We start from the raw sequence: 15,192 nt of genomic DNA, 5'->3' as shown, positions 1-15,192 counted from the left end.
GGTCAGCGCGGTGATCGGGCAATGGCGCGATTGGGGCACACGAAGGATGACCGGGTTTCTCGATACCCGATTCTGTGGGTTTTGCTTCGCTGACCAGCCGCGCCCTGCCTTGATCTGACCGCGATTTGCGATGACAAGGCTTGCGCCCAGGCCGTTGCGCACAGGCATACCCAGCGCCGGCACGAGCCGCCGCCGTGATAGGCGTCGATGGCAGTGCGCCTGGGCATCAGGGCGGTCCCCGTGGCGCATGGGTGAGGTTGTGGACGGGCATCGCCTGTTCCGGGGCTTGGCACGCCACCGCGTGCCATCGGCCTTGCCCGCAGTGGGCGCAGGTCTGGATGTCGACGGCGGCGACGCGGCGCATGAACTGGGCCACGTCTTCGCTCACCTCGGGGTGGACGGCCGGCATTCCCAGCAGCGCCCGGGCGCAGGCCAGCCTGCTGCGCTTGGCGGCCGGGGCCAGCAGGCCATAGTGGCGGATGCGCTTGAAGCCGCGCGGCACCACGTGTTGCAACAGCCGTTCGATGAACACCGGGCCTGGCAGTTGCGTCACCCGGCTGCGCGGCTGGTTGGTGGCCGTGGTGGCGCGGGCAGCGGCGTCCGCCGCCGCATGCTTGCGGTTTACCCGCGTGCGGAACCGCACCTGGTCGCCATGGATGCCCAGCAATCGCTCGTTGCCGATGGCGGTGCGGTGGGTGTAGCGGCTCAGGTAGTCCAGCACCGCCGCCGGGCCGGCCAGCGGCGTCTTGGCATAGACCACCCACGGCTTAGTGCACAGCGCCTGCAGGGGCAATGGCATCGGCCGGCCCGTGGCATCGACGCACGGGCGCGGGCTGCTCTGGGCCTGCACCAAGGTGTCGATGAACCGTGCGCGCCACACCTGCGACAGCGCGCGTACCGGAAACAGGAAGGTGGGGCTGCGCCTCGGGGTCTGCCAATGCGGCTGGCCTTGCCCATCGCTGCTCAGCGCGCCGCAGGCCATCAGCACATGCACGTGCAGATGGCGGCTCAGGTCCTGCGCCCAGGTGTGCAGCACCAGTGTGAAGGCGCCGGTGCCGCCCAGCCACTTGGGATCGGCCGCAAACGTCGTCAGCGTGCTGGCCACGGTGTCCAGCAGCGTGTCGTACAGCCAGCGCGGGCGGGCGGCGGCCAGCGGGTTCAGCTCATGCGGCAGCGTGAACACCAGATGGCAGTACGGCACGTTGAGCAACTCGGCCCCGCGTGCGCGGCGCCAAGCCTCGCGTTGTCGGGTCTGGCACTGCGGGCAGTGGCGGTTGCGGCAGGCGTGCCAGCGCCATTGCTCGGCCTGGCAGCCGTCACAGCGCAGCAGTTGACCGCCGAGCGCCGGCGTGCGGCACTGGGTGATGGCGGCCCAGGCGCGGGCCTGTACGGGCGCGAGTTCTCGTCCCTCGGCATGGCGTTGGGCCAGCACGGCGGGGCCGAAGCGCCTGAGCACCTCGGCAAGGGTGGTGGGCACGCGCGGCGCGTCAGGCGGGCTCGGCCATTGCCGCGGGCTCCGTCAGCGGCAGGGCCGTCAACAGTGCCAGCGAGGCACCCCGCGCGCCCACGGCAGCATCCGGCCGCACCAGGTGCAGGTAGCGCGCGGTGGTCTGCACATGCTGGTGTCCCAGCCACTGCTGCAGCGAGTAAACGTCCACGCCCGCCTCCAGCAGGTGCGTGGCGTAGCAGTGGCGCAGCGTGTGCACGCCGCCGTGCTTGGTGATGCCCGCGGCAGTCACCGCGGCCCGATACCAGCGTTGCGGGCTCTGGTCATGCAGCGGCAGGGCTCGGTCGGTGCGGGCGGTGAACACCCAGTCGGGCGTGTCGGGCACGAGTGGTTCAGCCGGGCGAGGCGGCTGCAGCGCGCGCCACTGCTGCAGCACGGCCAGCGTGTCGGGCGTCAGCGGCACCAGCCGGCCCTTGCCGCCCTTGCCCTGGCGCACGTGGATGCACATGCGGTCGACCTCGGCGTGCACGTCGCGCCAGCGCAGGTGGCACAACTCGTTCAGGCGCAGGCCGGTGGCATAGGCCAGGCGCAGGAAAGTGCCGGCCGTCACGTGCGGCACGTGGGTCAGCAGCGCTGCCACCTCCTGGCGTGACAGCAACTCGGGCACCTGCTGCGGTACGCGGGCGAACGGCACGTCGAACCCGCGCAGATCCCGCCCCAGCACCGTGCCGTAGAAGAACTTGAAGCCGCTGGCGGCCTGGTTGACGCTGGAGAACGACAGCTTGCGATCGCGGTGCAAGTGCAGCATGTAGTCCTGCACCTGTTGCGCGCTGAGCAGATCAGGGCTGCAGCGGTAGTGCTTGGCCAGCCCGACCATGGCGTGGATGTAGGCCTCCACCGTGCGCGCTGCAAAGCCACGCAGCACCATGGCATCGAGCATGCGTTGTCTCAGGGGCGTCATCGCCATCTCCTTGATCACACAGGCACATGCCTGCGCATCAAGGGTGCGCGCCATCTGTTCAGCCGACCAGCCCGCCGCCCGCGGTCATAATTCCCATCACCGTAAATGAGCGCCTACCGCGTCAGCGGTCTAGTTCAACTTGTTATCGAGCGCATATCCGCGCCGTATCCGGATACGGGCGCTGCGGGCGTAACCGGATACGGGCGCGACATGGAACCCAAGCATATCCCTCCGCCCAGAACCCAGCCTCCACCCTGCGCACGACCGGCCTCGCCGCGCGCGGCCGACTCTCCAGGGCCCCCACCCAGCCCCCACCCTAAAATCCCGCCCCCACCCACCCCGCCGCGCGCCAGGCCCCTTCCCATGTCCTTTGCCACCCTGGGCCTGTTCCCTGCCCTGGTCGATGCCCTCGCCCAAGCCGAGCGCACCGATCCCACGCCCATCCAGGCGCAGGCCATTCCGGCCGTGCTGGCGGGGCGGGATCTGCTGGCCCAGGCGCCCACCGGCACCGGCAAGACGCTGGCCTATGCGCTTCCGCTGCTGCAGCAGGCGCTGAAGCTCAGCGGCGGCCCGGCGCAGCGCCAGCGTGACCCATCCGCCTTGGTGCTGGTGCCCACGCGTGAGCTGGCGCAGCAGGTGGGCGAGGTGTTGCGCGGCCTGGTGCGCGGACTGCCGCCGCATGCCAGCGCCTGGCGCAGTGATGCGCCGCCGCCGCCGCGCCTGCGGGTGGCGGTGCTGCAAGGCGGGGTGTCGATCAACCCGCAGCTGATGGCGCTGCGCGGCGGTGCCGACATCGTGGTGGCCACGCCCGGCCGCGTGCTGGACGTGGTGGCGCACAACGCCCTGCGCCTGGGCGCGCTGAAGACCCTGGTGCTCGACGAGGCCGACCGCCTGCTGGCCCTGGGCTTTGCCGACGAGCTCGACCGCGTGCTGGCCCTGCTGCCGGCGCAGCGGCAGAACCTGCTGTTCTCGGCCACCTACGGTCAGGGCACGGGCGGCGCGGGCGCAGCGCTGCAGGCCGTGGCCGATCGGCTGCTGCGCGATCCGGTGACGCTGCGGGATGAATCGGCCGGCACCCAGCCGCCGGCCGCCATCCAGCAGCGCGCCATCACGGTGGACACGGCCCAGCGCGGCCCGCTGCTGCGCCAGCTGCTCAAAGAAATGGACGAGCCGCGCACGCTGGTGTTCGTGGCCACACGCCATGCCGCCGAGCTGGTGGCCGAGAAGCTGCTGCGCCATGGCCACCGCGCCGTGGCCCTGCATGGCGAGCTGAGCCAGGGCACGCGCTGGCGCGTGCTGGATGGCCTGCGCCGCGGCGAGACGCGCGTGGTGGTGGCCACCGACATGGCCGCGCGTGGGCTCGACATTCCCGATCTGGCGCTGGTGATCAATTTCGACCTGCCGCGCTCGGCCGACGACCATGTGCACCGCATCGGCCGCACCGGCCGCGCCGGCGCCACCGGCCTGGCCATCAGCTTCGTGCCGCCCACGGTGGAAGCGCACTTCCGCCTGATCGAGAAGCGGCAGGGCCAGCGCGTGCCGCGCGAGGTGCTGCCCGGCTTTGCGCCCACCGAGGTGCCGCCGCCGTCTGACCCCACCGGCGGCGTGAAGGGCAAGCGCAAGAGCAAGAAGGACAAGCTGCGCGAGCAGGCCGCGGCGGCCGCAGCCGCTGCCACGGCCCCGACCGCACGCCGTTGAGGCCCCCGGCACGCGGCGCCGCGCGCCGCGTTGGCCGGGCTCTGTGACCTTAGCGACATTCCCGACAGGCCGCCCGACGCCGCCAGAAATCCAGAAAATCGTCGGCAAATCAAGCACTTGAACGTGCTTCGCCAGCTGGCACACGGCTTGCGATTCACCGGAAAACCCCGCCCAGGAGTCCGGTGTGAACACCTCCCTGCCCCGCCCCGTCGAATCCAAGGTCACGATCAACGACACCACGTTGCGCGACGGTGAGCAGACCGCGGGCGTGGCCTTCAGTGACCGCGAGAAGCTGGCCATCGCCCGCGCGCTGGATGTGGCCGGCGTGCCCGAGATGGAGATCGGCATCCCAGCCATGGGCGAGCACGAGGTGGCGCTGATCAACGAGATCTGCCGCGTGGTGCGCCGCGCCCGCACCATGGTCTGGGCGCGCATGGCCGAGCGCGACATCGCCGCCGCGCTGCGCTGCCGCGCCGACATCGTGCACCTGTCGGTGTCGGTGTCCGACATCCAGATCACCCACAAGCTGCAGCGCGACCGCGCCTGGGTGCTGGCCACGTTGCGTGACTGCGTGACGCGCGTGGCCGACCGCGGCCTCACCGTCAGCGTGGGCTTCGAGGATGCCTCGCGCGCCGATGCCGGCTTCCTGGCCGAGGCCGCCGCGCTGGCCCAGGCCTGCGGTGCGGTGCGGGTGCGCTATGCCGACACGCTGGGTCTGCTGGACCCGTTCGAGACGCACCGCCGCATCGCCGCGCTGCGCGCCGAGGTCGACATCGGCATCGAGATCCACGCCCACAACGACCTGGGCCTGGCCACCGCCAACACGCTGGCCGCGCTGGCCGCCGGCGCCACGCATGCCAGCACCACCGTCAACGGCCTGGGCGAGCGCGCCGGCAATGCCGCGATGGAAGAGGTGGTGATGGCGCTGCGCCATGTGTACGGCGTTGAATGCGGCGTGGCCACGGCGCAGTTGCCGGCCATCAGCGCGCTGGTGGCGCAGGCCTCGGGCCGGCCCACGGCCGCCGGCAAGGCCATCGTCGGCGAGGCGGTGTTCGCGCACGAAAGCGGCATCCATGTCGACGGCCTGCTGAAGGACCGCCGCAACTACGAGAACTTCGCGCCCGAGGAGCTGGGCCGCACGCACCGCCTGGTGCTGGGCAAGCACTCGGGCTCGGCCGCGGTGATCGAGCGTTATGCCCGCATGGGCCTGGCCATCGAGCCCGAGCATGTGCCGGTGCTGCTGCAGCACATCCGCGAGCACGTGATGAGCACCAAGTGCGAGCCCTCGGCCGCCGAGCTCACCCGCTTTCTCCGCGACACGCGTGCTGTCGTCGAGACCATCCCGATGGCCCGCGCCTGACGCGCCCTGAACCGCATCGCCCAGGAGACCCGCATGTCCGACAGCCTCACGCACCGCCTGAAGGCCCTTTCCAGCGCCGAAGACTTCCTCACCTTCTTCGGTGTGCCATTCGACGAGAAGGTGGTGCACGTGAACCGCCTGCACATCCTCAAGCGCTTCTACCAGTACCTGCACAAGAGCGAGGCGGTGCCGGGCGAGGACGAGGTGGCCACCTTCCGCCGCTACCGCGAGCTGCTGATGCAGGCGCATGGCGACTTCGTGAACTCCAGCGCCGTGAAGGAGAAGGTGTTCAAGGTGTTCCAGGACGCCGACGGCCAGAAGGCCGTGCCGGTGGCCAACCTGCGCGAGAGCCTGGCCGAGCGCCGCCGCGCGGCCGCGGCCTGACCGATCGCCCATCGTCCCTGCAAGGAGAAGAACATGCACATCGTCGTCTGCATCAAGCAGGTGCCCGATTCGGCGCAGATCCGCGTGCACCCGGTCACCAACACCATCATGCGCCAGGGTGTGCCGGCCATCGTGAACCCGTATGACCTGTTCGCGCTGGAAGAGGCCCTGCGCCTGAAGGACAAGTTCGGCGGCCGCGTCACCATGCTGTGCATGGGCCCGCCGCAGGCGGAAGACGCGCTGCGCAAGTGCATCAGCTTCGGCGCCACCGATGCGGTGCTGGTCACCGACCGCGCCTTCGCCGGTGCCGACACGCTGGCCACCAGCTACGCCCTCACCTCGGCGATCAAGAAGATCAGCGAGGAGCAGGCGGTGGACCTGGTGTTCACCGGCAAGCAGACCATCGACGGCGACACCGCCCAGGTGGGCCCCGGCATCGCCAAGCGCCTGGGCTGGAACCTGCTCACCTACGTCAGCAAGATCAACGAGGTGGACCTGGACGGCCGCACCATCACCGTGGAGCGCCGCGCCGAGGGCGGCGTGCAGCGCCTGAAGACCACGCTGCCCAGCCTGATCACCATGCTGGAGGGCACCAACGAGATGCGCTTCGCCACCATGGACGACATGCTGCGCGCCGCGCGCGTGCCGGTGCGCAAGTGGAACAAGGACGACGCCGGCATCGAGGACATCACCAAGATTGGCCTGAAGGGCAGCCCCACCATCGTGAGCAAGGTGTTCGCGCCCAAGCCGCGCAAGGAGCGCGCCGAGATGCAGACCATCGATGACGGCGTGGGCGTGAACGACGCCTGCCTGAACCTGCTGCAGAAGATCTTCACCACCCACCCGACGCTCGAACAAGAGACGGTGGACCGGCTGTCCGCTTGAGGAGAACACCATGGCCGACAACGACAAACCCGCCATGGCCGCCGCTGCGGCCGCCGGCGCCGCCAAGACCGCCGGCCGCTCCGGCCGCAGCACCGAACTGCCCGAGCACCTGAAGGCCTACAAGGGCGTGTGGGTGTTCATCGAGCACGACCGCGGCCAGGTGCACAGCGTCAGCTGGGAGCTGATGGGCGAGGCGCGCAAGCTGGCCGACAAGCTGGGCGTGGACGTGAGCGGCGTGCTGCTGGGCGGCCCGCAGGACAAGCTGGAAGACTTCGCCAAGGAGGCCTACGTCTACGGCGCCGACCACTGCTACCTCATGCGCGACGCGGTGCTGCAGGGCTACCGCAACGAGCCCTTCACCAAGGGCCTGACCGACCTGGTGAACCAGCACCAGCCCGAGATCCTGCTGCTGGGCGCCACCACCATGGGGCGTGACCTGGCCGGCAGCGTGGCCACCACGCTGGGCACCGGCCTGACGGCCGACTGCACCGAGCTCAACATCGACGGCCGCGCACTGGCCGCCACCCGCCCCACCTTCGGCGGCAGCCTGCTGTGCACGATCATGACGCTGGCCTACCGGCCGCAGATGGCCACGATGCGCCCGCGCACCGCCGCCATGCCGCGCCGTGACGAGAGCCGCACCGGCGACATCATCACGATGAACCTCGGCATGGTGGAGACCGACATCGTCACCAAGCTGCTCGAGTTCATTCCGGATGCCACGCGCAACACGGTGAACCTGGCCTATGCCGACATCATCGTCACCGCCGGCAAGGGCCTGAAGAACGCCGACAACTGCAAGCTGGTGTGGGACCTGGCCCGCGTGCTGGGTGCCGAGGTGGGCGCCACCCGCGCCGTCACCCAGGCCGGCTGGCTGGAGGCCGAGCGCCAGGTGGGCCAGACCGGCAAGACCGTGCGGCCCAAGCTGTACATCGCCGCCGGCGTCAGCGGCGCCATCCAGCACCGCGTGGGCATGGAGAGCAGCGACATCATCGTCGCGATCAACACCGACCCCAACGCGCCGATCTTCGACTTCGCTCACCACGGCATCGTGGGCAATGCGATGCAGGTGCTGCCGGCCCTCACGCACGCCTTCCGCACGCACCTCGACAAGCGCATCCGCAAGGTCGCCTAACTACTGAGGAGAACATCCATGGCCAAGGAACACTTCGACGCCATCGTGGTCGGCGCCGGCCCCTCGGGCAACGCCGCCACCTACACCCTGGCCAAGGCCGGCCTGAAGGTGCTGCAGATCGAGCGTGGCGAGTACCCCGGCAGCAAGAACGTGCAGGGCGCCATCCTGTACGCCAATGCGCTGGAGAAGATCATCCCCGACTTCCGCGATGACGCGCCGCTGGAGCGGCACATCATCGAGCAGCGCATGTGGATGCTGGACGACACCAGCTTCGTCGGCACCCACTACCGCAGCGACGACTACAACAAGCCGCCGTACAACCGCTACACCATCATCCGCGCGCAGTTCGACAAGTGGTTCAGCGCCAAGGTGCGAGAGGCCGGCGCCCTGCTGATCTGCGAGACCACGGTGGAAGAGCTGCTGATGGACGGCAACCGTTGCATCGGCGTGCGCTGCGACCGCCTGGGCGGCGAGGTGTACGCCGACGTGGTGGTGCTGGCCGACGGCGTGAACAGCACGCTGGCGCGCAAGGCCGGCTTCCACGGCGAGATCCAGGCCAAGAACGTGGCGCTGGCGGTCAAGGAAATCCTCTTCATGCCCGAAGAGACCATCCAGGCGCGCTTCAACATCGGTGAGGAAGAAGGCGTGGTCATCGAGATGATGGGCTCGGTGACCGAAGGCATGGTGGGTACCGGCTTCCTCTACACCAACAAGGATTCGCTGACCATCGGCGTGGGCTGCATGCTCAGCGACTTCAAGGCCAACCCGAACCGCACCGCCCCTTACGCGCTGCTCGAGAAGCTGAAGAAGCACCCCAGCATCGCGCCGCTGATCGAGGGTGGCGAGATGAAGGAATACGCCGCGCACCTGATCCCCGAGGGCGGCTTCCACGCGGTGCCGCAGATCTACGGCGAGGGCTGGATGATCGTGGGCGACTCGGGTGGCTTCGTCAACGCCGCGCACCGCGAGGGCAGCAACCTGGCCATGACCACCGGCCGGCTGGCCGCGGAGACGGTGATCGCCGCCAAGGCCGCCAACCAGCCACTGACCGCGAAGACGCTCTCGGCCTACAAGAAGGCGCTGGACGAGAGCTTCGTGATGAAGGACCTGAAGAAGTACCGCGACCTGCCCGAGGTGCTGCACACCAGCCCGCAGTTCTTCACCACCTACCCCACGCTGCTGAACCGCGCCGCGCAGACCATGTTCACCGTGGACGGCGTGGACAAGAAGACCAAGGAACGCGAGATCTTCGGCAGTTTCAAATCCGCCCGCCGTCTGGGTGGCCTGATGTCTGACGCTTTCAAAATCTGGAGGGCCGTGCGATGAGCGCCGTGGCTGCCGTGAACGTGGAAGAGAAGCTCTTCCAGAACCGCTACAAGGTCGACCACGGTCGGCCGCACATCCAGATCAAGAACCCGGCGGTGTGCAGCAACGACTGCCAGAGCCAGGCCTGCACCTTCGTGTGCCCGGCCAGCTGCTACAAGGCCGAGGGCAACCGCACGGTCACACTGATCACCGACGGCTGCCTGGAATGCGGCAGCTGCCGCGTGATCTGCACCGAGCACAGCAACGTGGCGTGGGAATACCCGCGCGGCGGCTACGGCATCCTGTTCAAGTTCGGGTGAGCTGCGTGGACGTCGAGACCTTTCTGGCCCATGCCATCGCGCTGGAGCGCGAAGCCGCCCGCCGCTACGAAGAACTGTCGGCGGCCATGCACACCGAAGGCAACCGTGCGCTGAAGGACTTCTTCGCCCGCATGGCGCACTTCTCGCGCCTGCACCTGGCTGAGGCCCAGGCGCGCGGCGGCTTCCGCACCTTGCCGGCGCTGCGCGACGACGAGTACCAGTGGCCCGACGGCATCGCCCCCGAGACCGCCGACTGGGCCGGCGTCGATGGCTTTCTCGACGGCACCGCCGCGCTGAAGCTGGCGCTCGACAGCGAGCAGCGTGGCCACGCCTATTACGCCGCCGTGTCGGCCACCACGCGCGACCCCGAGACGCGCCGCCTGGCCGGCGAGTTCGCGGCCGAAGAGGCGCAGCACGTGGCCGAGCTGCGGCGCCTGATCGCCGCGCGCAGCGCGGCCTGAGCATTTCCAGAGGTTCCCCCATGCCCCGTCCCACCCGCCATGTCTTCGTGTGCAGCCAGCAGCGCCCGCCCGGCCATCCGCGCGGCTCGTGCGCGGCCAAGGGCGCCTCGCCGCTGCTGCAGGCCTTCTGGGCCGAGCTGCAGAAGCGCAATGCCTACGACCAGGTGGCCATCACCTATTCAGGCTGCCTGGGCCCCTGCGATGGCGGCGCCAACGTGCTGGTCTACCCCGAAGGCGTGCTCTACCAGCGCGTGACCCCCGACGACGTGGTGGAGGTGTTCGAGAAGCACCTGCTGGGCGGCGAGCCGGTGACGCGCCTGGTGGCCGCACCGACCGAGTGGTAGCCCTCGACCACGCCGGCCCGACGGCCCGGACTTGATCTGCATCAAGTGACAGACACCGGCGCGGCGGCCCCCAAGATCAGGGTTCTCCCTGGGCTCGCTTCTTGCACCTTGAGACCCGTCATGCACCGCATCTCAGGCAGGTCGCCCGACAACGATGCATGGTTGACACAAGGGCAACACACGGTGCACCGGCATCGGGTGAGGTCTGCTGGAGGTGCACGATGCTGAGTCGCGGTCCGATGAACGAACGCTCGCATGTCGAGCTGATCACGGTCTACGAGATCTGCCGCATCCTCGGCGCCTCGCTGGACATCACGCGCACCTTCCGCGCGGCCTTGAACGTGCTGACCGCGCACCTGGAACTGCCGCGCGCGATGATCGTGATGCCGGGCGAGGATGGCGACGTGCACCTCAAGGTGCACAGCGCCGTGGGCCTGACCCATGAGCAGGCCGCGCGCGGCCAGTGGCAGTACGGCGAGGGCGTGATCGGCCGCGTGTACGCCAGTGGCATGCCGGTCACCGTGCCCGATGTGGCCCAGGCGCCCGAGTTCATCGACCGCACCGGCGCCTTCGGTGCGCACGACCCCGAGCACATGCTGGGCTTCATCGTGGTGCCGATGAAGACCGACCGCGCCGTGGTGGGCGTGCTGGCCGCGCAGCGCGAGGTCAGCGGCGGCGCACGCCTGTCGGACGACCAGCGCATCCTGACCATGGCCGCCACACTGCTGGCCCAGGCCGTGGCCCTGCACGGCGCCGTGCGCGACGAGCACCAGCGCCTGCAGCAAGAGGCCACGCGGCTGCAGAAAGCCCTGGCCCGCGAGCCGCGCGGGCGCACGCTGGACAACGTGATCGGCGAGAGCAAGCCGATGCAGCAGGTGTTCGTGGAGGTGCACCAGGCCGCGCCCAGCCGCGCCACCGTGCTGCTGCGCGGCGAGAGCGGTACCGGCAAGGAGGCCATCGCCCGCGCCATCCACTACCTGAGCCCGCGCAAGGACGCGCCCTTCATCAAGGTGAACTGCGCCGCACTGACCGAGAGCCTGCTGGAAAGCGAGCTGTTCGGCCATGAGAAGGGCGCCTTCACCGGCGCGGCCGGCGAGCGCAAGGGCCGCTTCGAGCTGGCCAACGGCGGCACGCTGTTCCTCGACGAGATCGGCGACATCTCGCCGGCCTTCCAGGCCAAGCTGCTGCGCGTGCTGCAGGAGCGCGAGTTCGAGCGCGTGGGCGGCAGCCGGGCGGTGAAGGTGGATGTGCGCCTGATCTGCGCCACCAACCGCGACCTGGAGCGCATGGTCAAGCGCGGCGAGTACCGCGCCGACCTGTACTACCGCATCAACGTGGTCAGCATCTTCCTGCCGCCGCTGCGCGAGCGGCGCGCCGACATCCCGCCGCTGGTGGCCCACTTCCTCGACCGCTTCAACAAGGAGAACCGGCGCAACCTGAAGATCACGCCCGAAGGCATGAAGGTGCTGACCAGCTGCTACTGGCCCGGCAACGTGCGCGAGCTGGAGAACTGCGTGGAGCGCACCGCCACCATGGTGCAGGGCGACCTGATCCGCGACTTCGCGTTCCCCTGCCGGCAGAACCGCTGCCTGACCCAGACGCTGCACTTCGTCGACAAGGCCGATGCCGTGGCGGCGGTGGAGGGGCCGGGCCACGGGCACGCGCAGGCCGGCAGCCATGAACCGGGCCCCGGCCCTGGCGGTGGCCACGCGTTCCCCAGCGGCCCGGCGGTGCCGTTCGGTGCGCACGGCGTGGACGACGACGATGCCGATGAGGACGGCGGCGACACCGTCACCCGCATCGGCCCCACGCAGCGCCTGCCCACCGCGCCCGGTGCGCGCAGCGCCTCGCAGGAGCCGCCCGAAGGCGAGCGCGAGCGCCTGATCTGGGCCATGGAGCAATGCGGCTGGGTGCAGGCCAAGGCCGCACGGCTGCTGCGCGTCACCCCGCGGCAGCTGGGCTACGCGCTGCAGAAGTACCGCATCGAGGTGCGCAAGTTCTGAGGTCGCGGGGGCGCACGGTTCGCCCTCACCCCCCCAATCGCACGCTGCAGCGGATGCCGGCAGGGATCTTGTAGCCGGGGTTGTCGAGTTGCAGGCGCACGCCGAAGGTGCCGCTGGCGGCGTCGATCACACGGTCGACCACGGTCACGCGGGCCTGATGCATGCCGCTCACATACGGCGCCAGGCTCACGCGGCCATTCATGCCCACGCGCACGTTGCCGTACTGCTCGGCGGGCAGCACCACCTCCACGTGCAGCGGGTCGAGCTGGGCCAGTTTCATCACCACCGATTTGTCCGAACGCACCAGGTCACCGCCGCCCAGCTTGCGCTCCACCACCACGCCGTCCAGCGGGCTGACGATGCTGCGCAGCTTCAGCGCCTCGCGGTCGCGCTTGAGCTCCTCCTCGTGCACGCGGGCCTCGGTCTCCATCTCGTCCTTGTCCTGGGCCGAGATCAGCTGCTTCTGGAACAGACCCTCGTTGCGCGCCACCTTGCGCCGGCCGTACTGCACGCGGGCTTCCGACAGATCGACCGCCGCCGCCTCCACGCCGGCCTGCAGCTGAGCCAGGCGCTGGCCGCGGCGCACGGTGTCGCCGCGCTCGGCCAGCACGGCCTCGAGCACACCGTCCACCGGGCTGCCCACGCTGACCACCAGCGAGGGCTCGACCATGCAGTCGTGGCCGCCGCCGGCTGCGCCACGCGGGCGCGGCGTGGGGGCCGGTGCCGGCAGCGGCGTGGCAGGCGCGGCCACCGGCTGGCCCTCGGCGTTGAGCGGTGGCGGCGCGGGCGGCAGCGGCACCAGGGCCGGGCGGGTCTGGGCGTGCGCAGAAGCGGCGGCCAGGGCCAGCAGCAGAGGGAGCGACAGGGACAGGGAAGCGGTGGGGCGGAAGCTCATTCGGGTCGTCCTGAGAAGGCCAGCAGGCGGCTGACCTGGCGGTCGGATTTCAGCAGGGCCTGACGCACGCGGGAATGCGCCTGCTCCACGCGGTGTTGGGCCAGGCGGATCAGCCACACGGCCAGCGGGCCGGCGTCATCGCCGGCAGCCCGGCGCAGGTGGGTGGCCAGGCGCGCCAGCGGCGTGCGCTGGCCCAGCTGGTGCAGCAGTTCGTCGTCCAGCGACAGCACGGCCTCGAACACGCCGGGGTCGCCCTGGCGCGCGCACCGGCCGGCCAGCTGGCGGTCGATGCGGCCGGAATCGTGCCGCTCCGACAGGATGACGTGCAGGCCGCCGAGCGCCAACGCCTCGGGCGCCAGCGCGATGTCGGTGCCGCGGCCGGCCATGTTGGTGGCGATGGTGATGCGGCCCGGCTGACCCGCGGCGGCCACCACGGCGGCCTCGTCGGCGTCCTGCTTGGCGCTGAGCAGTTGATACGGCAGGCCGCGTGCAGCCAGCGCCGCCGCCGCGCGCTCGGACGCCGCCACCGAGGGCGTGCCCAGCAGCACCGGCGCGCCGCGCGCGTGCAGCTCGGCCACGCGCTGGGCGATGGCCTGCCACTTGGCATCGGCGCTGCGCAGCACGCGCTCGGGCCGGATCTGCCGGCGCGACGGGCGGTGCGTGGGCACGCGCACCACGGGCAGGCCGTACACGGCACCCAGCTCGCCGCGCACCTCTTCGGCCGTGCCGGTCATGCCTGACAGGCGCAGGTAGCGGCGGAAGAAGCGCTGGTAGCTGATGCGCGCCAGCGGCGCCTTGGGCGCGGTGACGGTGCAGCCTTCCTTGGCCTCGATCATCTGGTGCAGGCCGCGCTCCCAGCTGCGGTCGGCCATCACGCGGCCGGTGTACTCGTCGACGATCTGCACCTGGTCGTCGCGCACCAGGTAGTGCTGGTCGCGGTGGAACAGGTGCTGCGCGGTGAGCGCCTGCACCGCCAGCTCCTCGCGCCGCAGCTTGCCGGCCCACGGGCCACCCCAGGGCGCGCTGATACGCGCCACGCTGCGGCGGCCGGCCTCGGTGAGGTGGACGATGCGCGTGTCCAGCGCCAGCCGGAAGTCCTCGTCCTGCACCAGCGCGGCGGCCAGCACCATGCCCTGGCGCGCCAGCTCGGCCTCGCCGCCGTCGCCGGCCGGGGCCGAGATGATCAGCGGCGTGCGCGCTTCGTCGACCAGCACGCTGTCGGCCTCGTCGACGATGGCATAGCTCAGGCCGCGCAGCAGCAGGCGCCGGGTGCGCGCGCCCTCGCCGGCCAGCTGGTCGACGCGCAGGCGCAGCGCATCGGTCTGGCCGGCCAGCACCAGGCGGTCACGCAGGTAGTCGAACACCACGGTCTTGTTGCTGGCGTACACCACCGGGCAGGCATAGGCGGCCTGGCGCTCGGGCGGCTGCAGGTCTTCGGTCACCACGCCCACGCGCAGGCCCAGGGCCTCGTAGACCGGGCGCATCAGCTCGGCGTCGCGCGCCACCAAGTAGTCGTTGACCGTGATCACGTGCACCGGCACGCCGGCCAGGGCCATGGCGCAGGCCGGCAGCGTGGCGGTGAGCGTCTTGCCCTCGCCGGTGTTCATCTCGGCCACCATGCCCTGCAGCATGATCCAGCCGCCCAGCATCTGCACGTCATACGGCCGCTTGCCCAGGCGGCGGTGCGCGGCGCAGCCGGCCAGTGCGAAGGCGCGCGCGCACAGCGCGGGCTGCAGGCCGTCGCGGCGCAGCGCGCGGCCCAGCTCGCGCGCGGCCTCGGCCAGGCCGGCGTCGTCCAGCGCGTCGAGTTCCGCCTCATGCTGGCGGATGCGAGCCACCACCGCGCCGCGCCGCACGCCCCAGGCGCGCCAGCGCCGCTGCAGCGCGCCGCCCAGCGCATCGGCGCGGGCCTGCAGCCAGCCGGGCTCGGGCGCCTCCTCGCGCTCGGGATAAGGCGGCGCGTCCAGCTGCAGCAGGGGGGTGGCCATCACGCC

General features: G+C 70.5%; 14 protein-coding genes. 10 read left to right on the top strand and 4 right to left on the bottom strand.

The features are described from left to right. Window positions 1-226: 226 nt before the first annotated feature. The gene (locus AACH10_RS22340; RefSeq protein ID WP_341412742.1) at window positions 227-1,477 is read right to left on the bottom strand and encodes an IS91 family transposase; all 1,251 of its coding nucleotides are present in this window, start codon (window positions 1,475-1,477) and stop codon (window positions 227-229) included. Window positions 1,478-1,487: 10 nt separating this feature from the next. Further along, window positions 1,488-2,408: a tyrosine-type recombinase/integrase gene (locus AACH10_RS22335; RefSeq protein ID WP_341412741.1), complete on the bottom strand. Its 921-nt coding sequence runs from the start codon at window positions 2,406-2,408 to the stop codon at window positions 1,488-1,490. A gap of 363 nt (window positions 2,409-2,771) precedes the next feature. Here AACH10_RS22335 and AACH10_RS22330 point away from each other — a divergent pair, with 363 nt between their 5' ends. From AACH10_RS22330 to nifA, 10 genes are all read left to right on the top strand, one after another. After that, entirely contained in the window at window positions 2,772-4,106 is a 1,335-nt protein-coding gene (locus AACH10_RS22330) for a DEAD/DEAH box helicase (protein ID WP_341412740.1), read from the top strand. A 184-nt stretch (window positions 4,107-4,290) separates the two neighbouring features. Next, complete coding sequence (gene nifV / locus AACH10_RS22325; protein ID WP_341412739.1) at window positions 4,291-5,466, top strand: homocitrate synthase; 1,176 nt, start codon at window positions 4,291-4,293, stop codon at window positions 5,464-5,466. Window positions 5,467-5,499: 33 nt separating this feature from the next. Continuing rightward, entirely contained in the window at window positions 5,500-5,850 is a 351-nt protein-coding gene (nifW, locus tag AACH10_RS22320; RefSeq protein ID WP_341412738.1) for a nitrogenase-stabilizing/protective protein NifW, read from the top strand. A 33-nt stretch (window positions 5,851-5,883) separates the two neighbouring features. Then, on the top strand, window positions 5,884-6,735 hold the full coding sequence (locus AACH10_RS22315) for an electron transfer flavoprotein subunit beta/FixA family protein (RefSeq protein WP_341412737.1): 852 nt from the start codon (window positions 5,884-5,886) through the stop codon (window positions 6,733-6,735). A 10-nt stretch (window positions 6,736-6,745) separates the two neighbouring features. Further along, window positions 6,746-7,870: an electron transfer flavoprotein subunit alpha/FixB family protein gene (locus AACH10_RS22310; protein WP_341412736.1), complete on the top strand. Its 1,125-nt coding sequence runs from the start codon at window positions 6,746-6,748 to the stop codon at window positions 7,868-7,870. An 18-nt stretch (window positions 7,871-7,888) separates the two neighbouring features. Further along, a complete protein-coding gene (locus AACH10_RS22305; protein WP_341412735.1) occupies window positions 7,889-9,196 on the top strand; it encodes an FAD-dependent monooxygenase in 1,308 nt (435 codons plus the stop codon). Then, window positions 9,193-9,495, top strand: a complete 303-nt coding sequence (locus AACH10_RS22300) for a ferredoxin family protein (protein WP_341412734.1) — start codon at window positions 9,193-9,195, stop codon at window positions 9,493-9,495. The genes AACH10_RS22305 and AACH10_RS22300 overlap by 4 nt, the downstream gene beginning before the upstream one ends. Then, the gene (locus tag AACH10_RS22295; RefSeq protein ID WP_341412733.1) at window positions 9,492-9,956 is read left to right on the top strand and encodes a ferritin-like domain-containing protein; all 465 of its coding nucleotides are present in this window, start codon (window positions 9,492-9,494) and stop codon (window positions 9,954-9,956) included. The genes AACH10_RS22300 and AACH10_RS22295 overlap by 4 nt, the downstream gene beginning before the upstream one ends. Before the next feature lie 20 nt (window positions 9,957-9,976). After that, window positions 9,977-10,300: a (2Fe-2S) ferredoxin domain-containing protein gene (locus AACH10_RS22290; RefSeq protein ID WP_341412732.1), complete on the top strand. Its 324-nt coding sequence runs from the start codon at window positions 9,977-9,979 to the stop codon at window positions 10,298-10,300. Window positions 10,301-10,539: 239 nt separating this feature from the next. Next, window positions 10,540-12,303 carry a nif-specific transcriptional activator NifA gene (gene nifA / locus AACH10_RS22285; RefSeq protein WP_423228645.1) on the top strand — a complete coding sequence of 588 codons (1,764 nt, stop codon included), beginning with the start codon at window positions 10,540-10,542 and terminating at the stop codon, window positions 12,301-12,303. A 25-nt stretch (window positions 12,304-12,328) separates the two neighbouring features. Here nifA and AACH10_RS22280 read toward each other — a convergent pair whose 3' ends face one another. Both AACH10_RS22280 and AACH10_RS22275 read right to left on the bottom strand, forming a co-directional pair. Then, a complete protein-coding gene (locus AACH10_RS22280; RefSeq protein ID WP_341412730.1) occupies window positions 12,329-13,198 on the bottom strand; it encodes an efflux RND transporter periplasmic adaptor subunit in 870 nt (289 codons plus the stop codon). Next, complete coding sequence (locus AACH10_RS22275) at window positions 13,195-15,186, bottom strand: preprotein translocase subunit SecA (protein ID WP_341412729.1); 1,992 nt, start codon at window positions 15,184-15,186, stop codon at window positions 13,195-13,197. The genes AACH10_RS22280 and AACH10_RS22275 overlap by 4 nt, the downstream gene beginning before the upstream one ends. Window positions 15,187-15,192 lie beyond the last annotated feature (6 nt).

The organism is Pseudaquabacterium inlustre, from assembly GCF_038066595.1.
Taxonomy (GTDB): domain Bacteria; phylum Pseudomonadota; class Gammaproteobacteria; order Burkholderiales; family Burkholderiaceae_C; genus Pseudaquabacterium; species Pseudaquabacterium inlustre.
The sequence above is the reverse complement of the archived record's forward strand: the minus strand, read 5'-3'. Positions and strand labels throughout refer to the sequence as shown.

Coding starts and splice junctions, on each gene's coding strand:
- AACH10_RS22330 (WP_341412740.1), top strand. CDS start 2,772: ATGTCCTTTGCCACCCTGGGCCTGTTCCCTGCCCTGGTCGATGCCCTC.
- AACH10_RS22300 (WP_341412734.1), top strand. CDS start 9,193: ATGAGCGCCGTGGCTGCCGTGAACGTGGAAGAGAAGCTCTTCCAGAAC.
- AACH10_RS22280 (WP_341412730.1), bottom strand. CDS start 13,198: ATGAGCTTCCGCCCCACCGCTTCCCTGTCCCTGTCGCTCCCTCTGCTG.
- nifW (WP_341412738.1), top strand. CDS start 5,500: ATGTCCGACAGCCTCACGCACCGCCTGAAGGCCCTTTCCAGCGCCGAA.
- AACH10_RS22310 (WP_341412736.1), top strand. CDS start 6,746: ATGGCCGACAACGACAAACCCGCCATGGCCGCCGCTGCGGCCGCCGGC.
- AACH10_RS22335 (WP_341412741.1), bottom strand. CDS start 2,408: ATGACGCCCCTGAGACAACGCATGCTCGATGCCATGGTGCTGCGTGGC.
- AACH10_RS22275 (WP_341412729.1), bottom strand. CDS start 15,186: ATGGCCACCCCCCTGCTGCAGCTGGACGCGCCGCCTTATCCCGAGCGC.
- AACH10_RS22315 (WP_341412737.1), top strand. CDS start 5,884: ATGCACATCGTCGTCTGCATCAAGCAGGTGCCCGATTCGGCGCAGATC.
- nifA (WP_423228645.1), top strand. CDS start 10,540: ATGAACGAACGCTCGCATGTCGAGCTGATCACGGTCTACGAGATCTGC.
- AACH10_RS22305 (WP_341412735.1), top strand. CDS start 7,889: ATGGCCAAGGAACACTTCGACGCCATCGTGGTCGGCGCCGGCCCCTCG.
- AACH10_RS22290 (WP_341412732.1), top strand. CDS start 9,977: ATGCCCCGTCCCACCCGCCATGTCTTCGTGTGCAGCCAGCAGCGCCCG.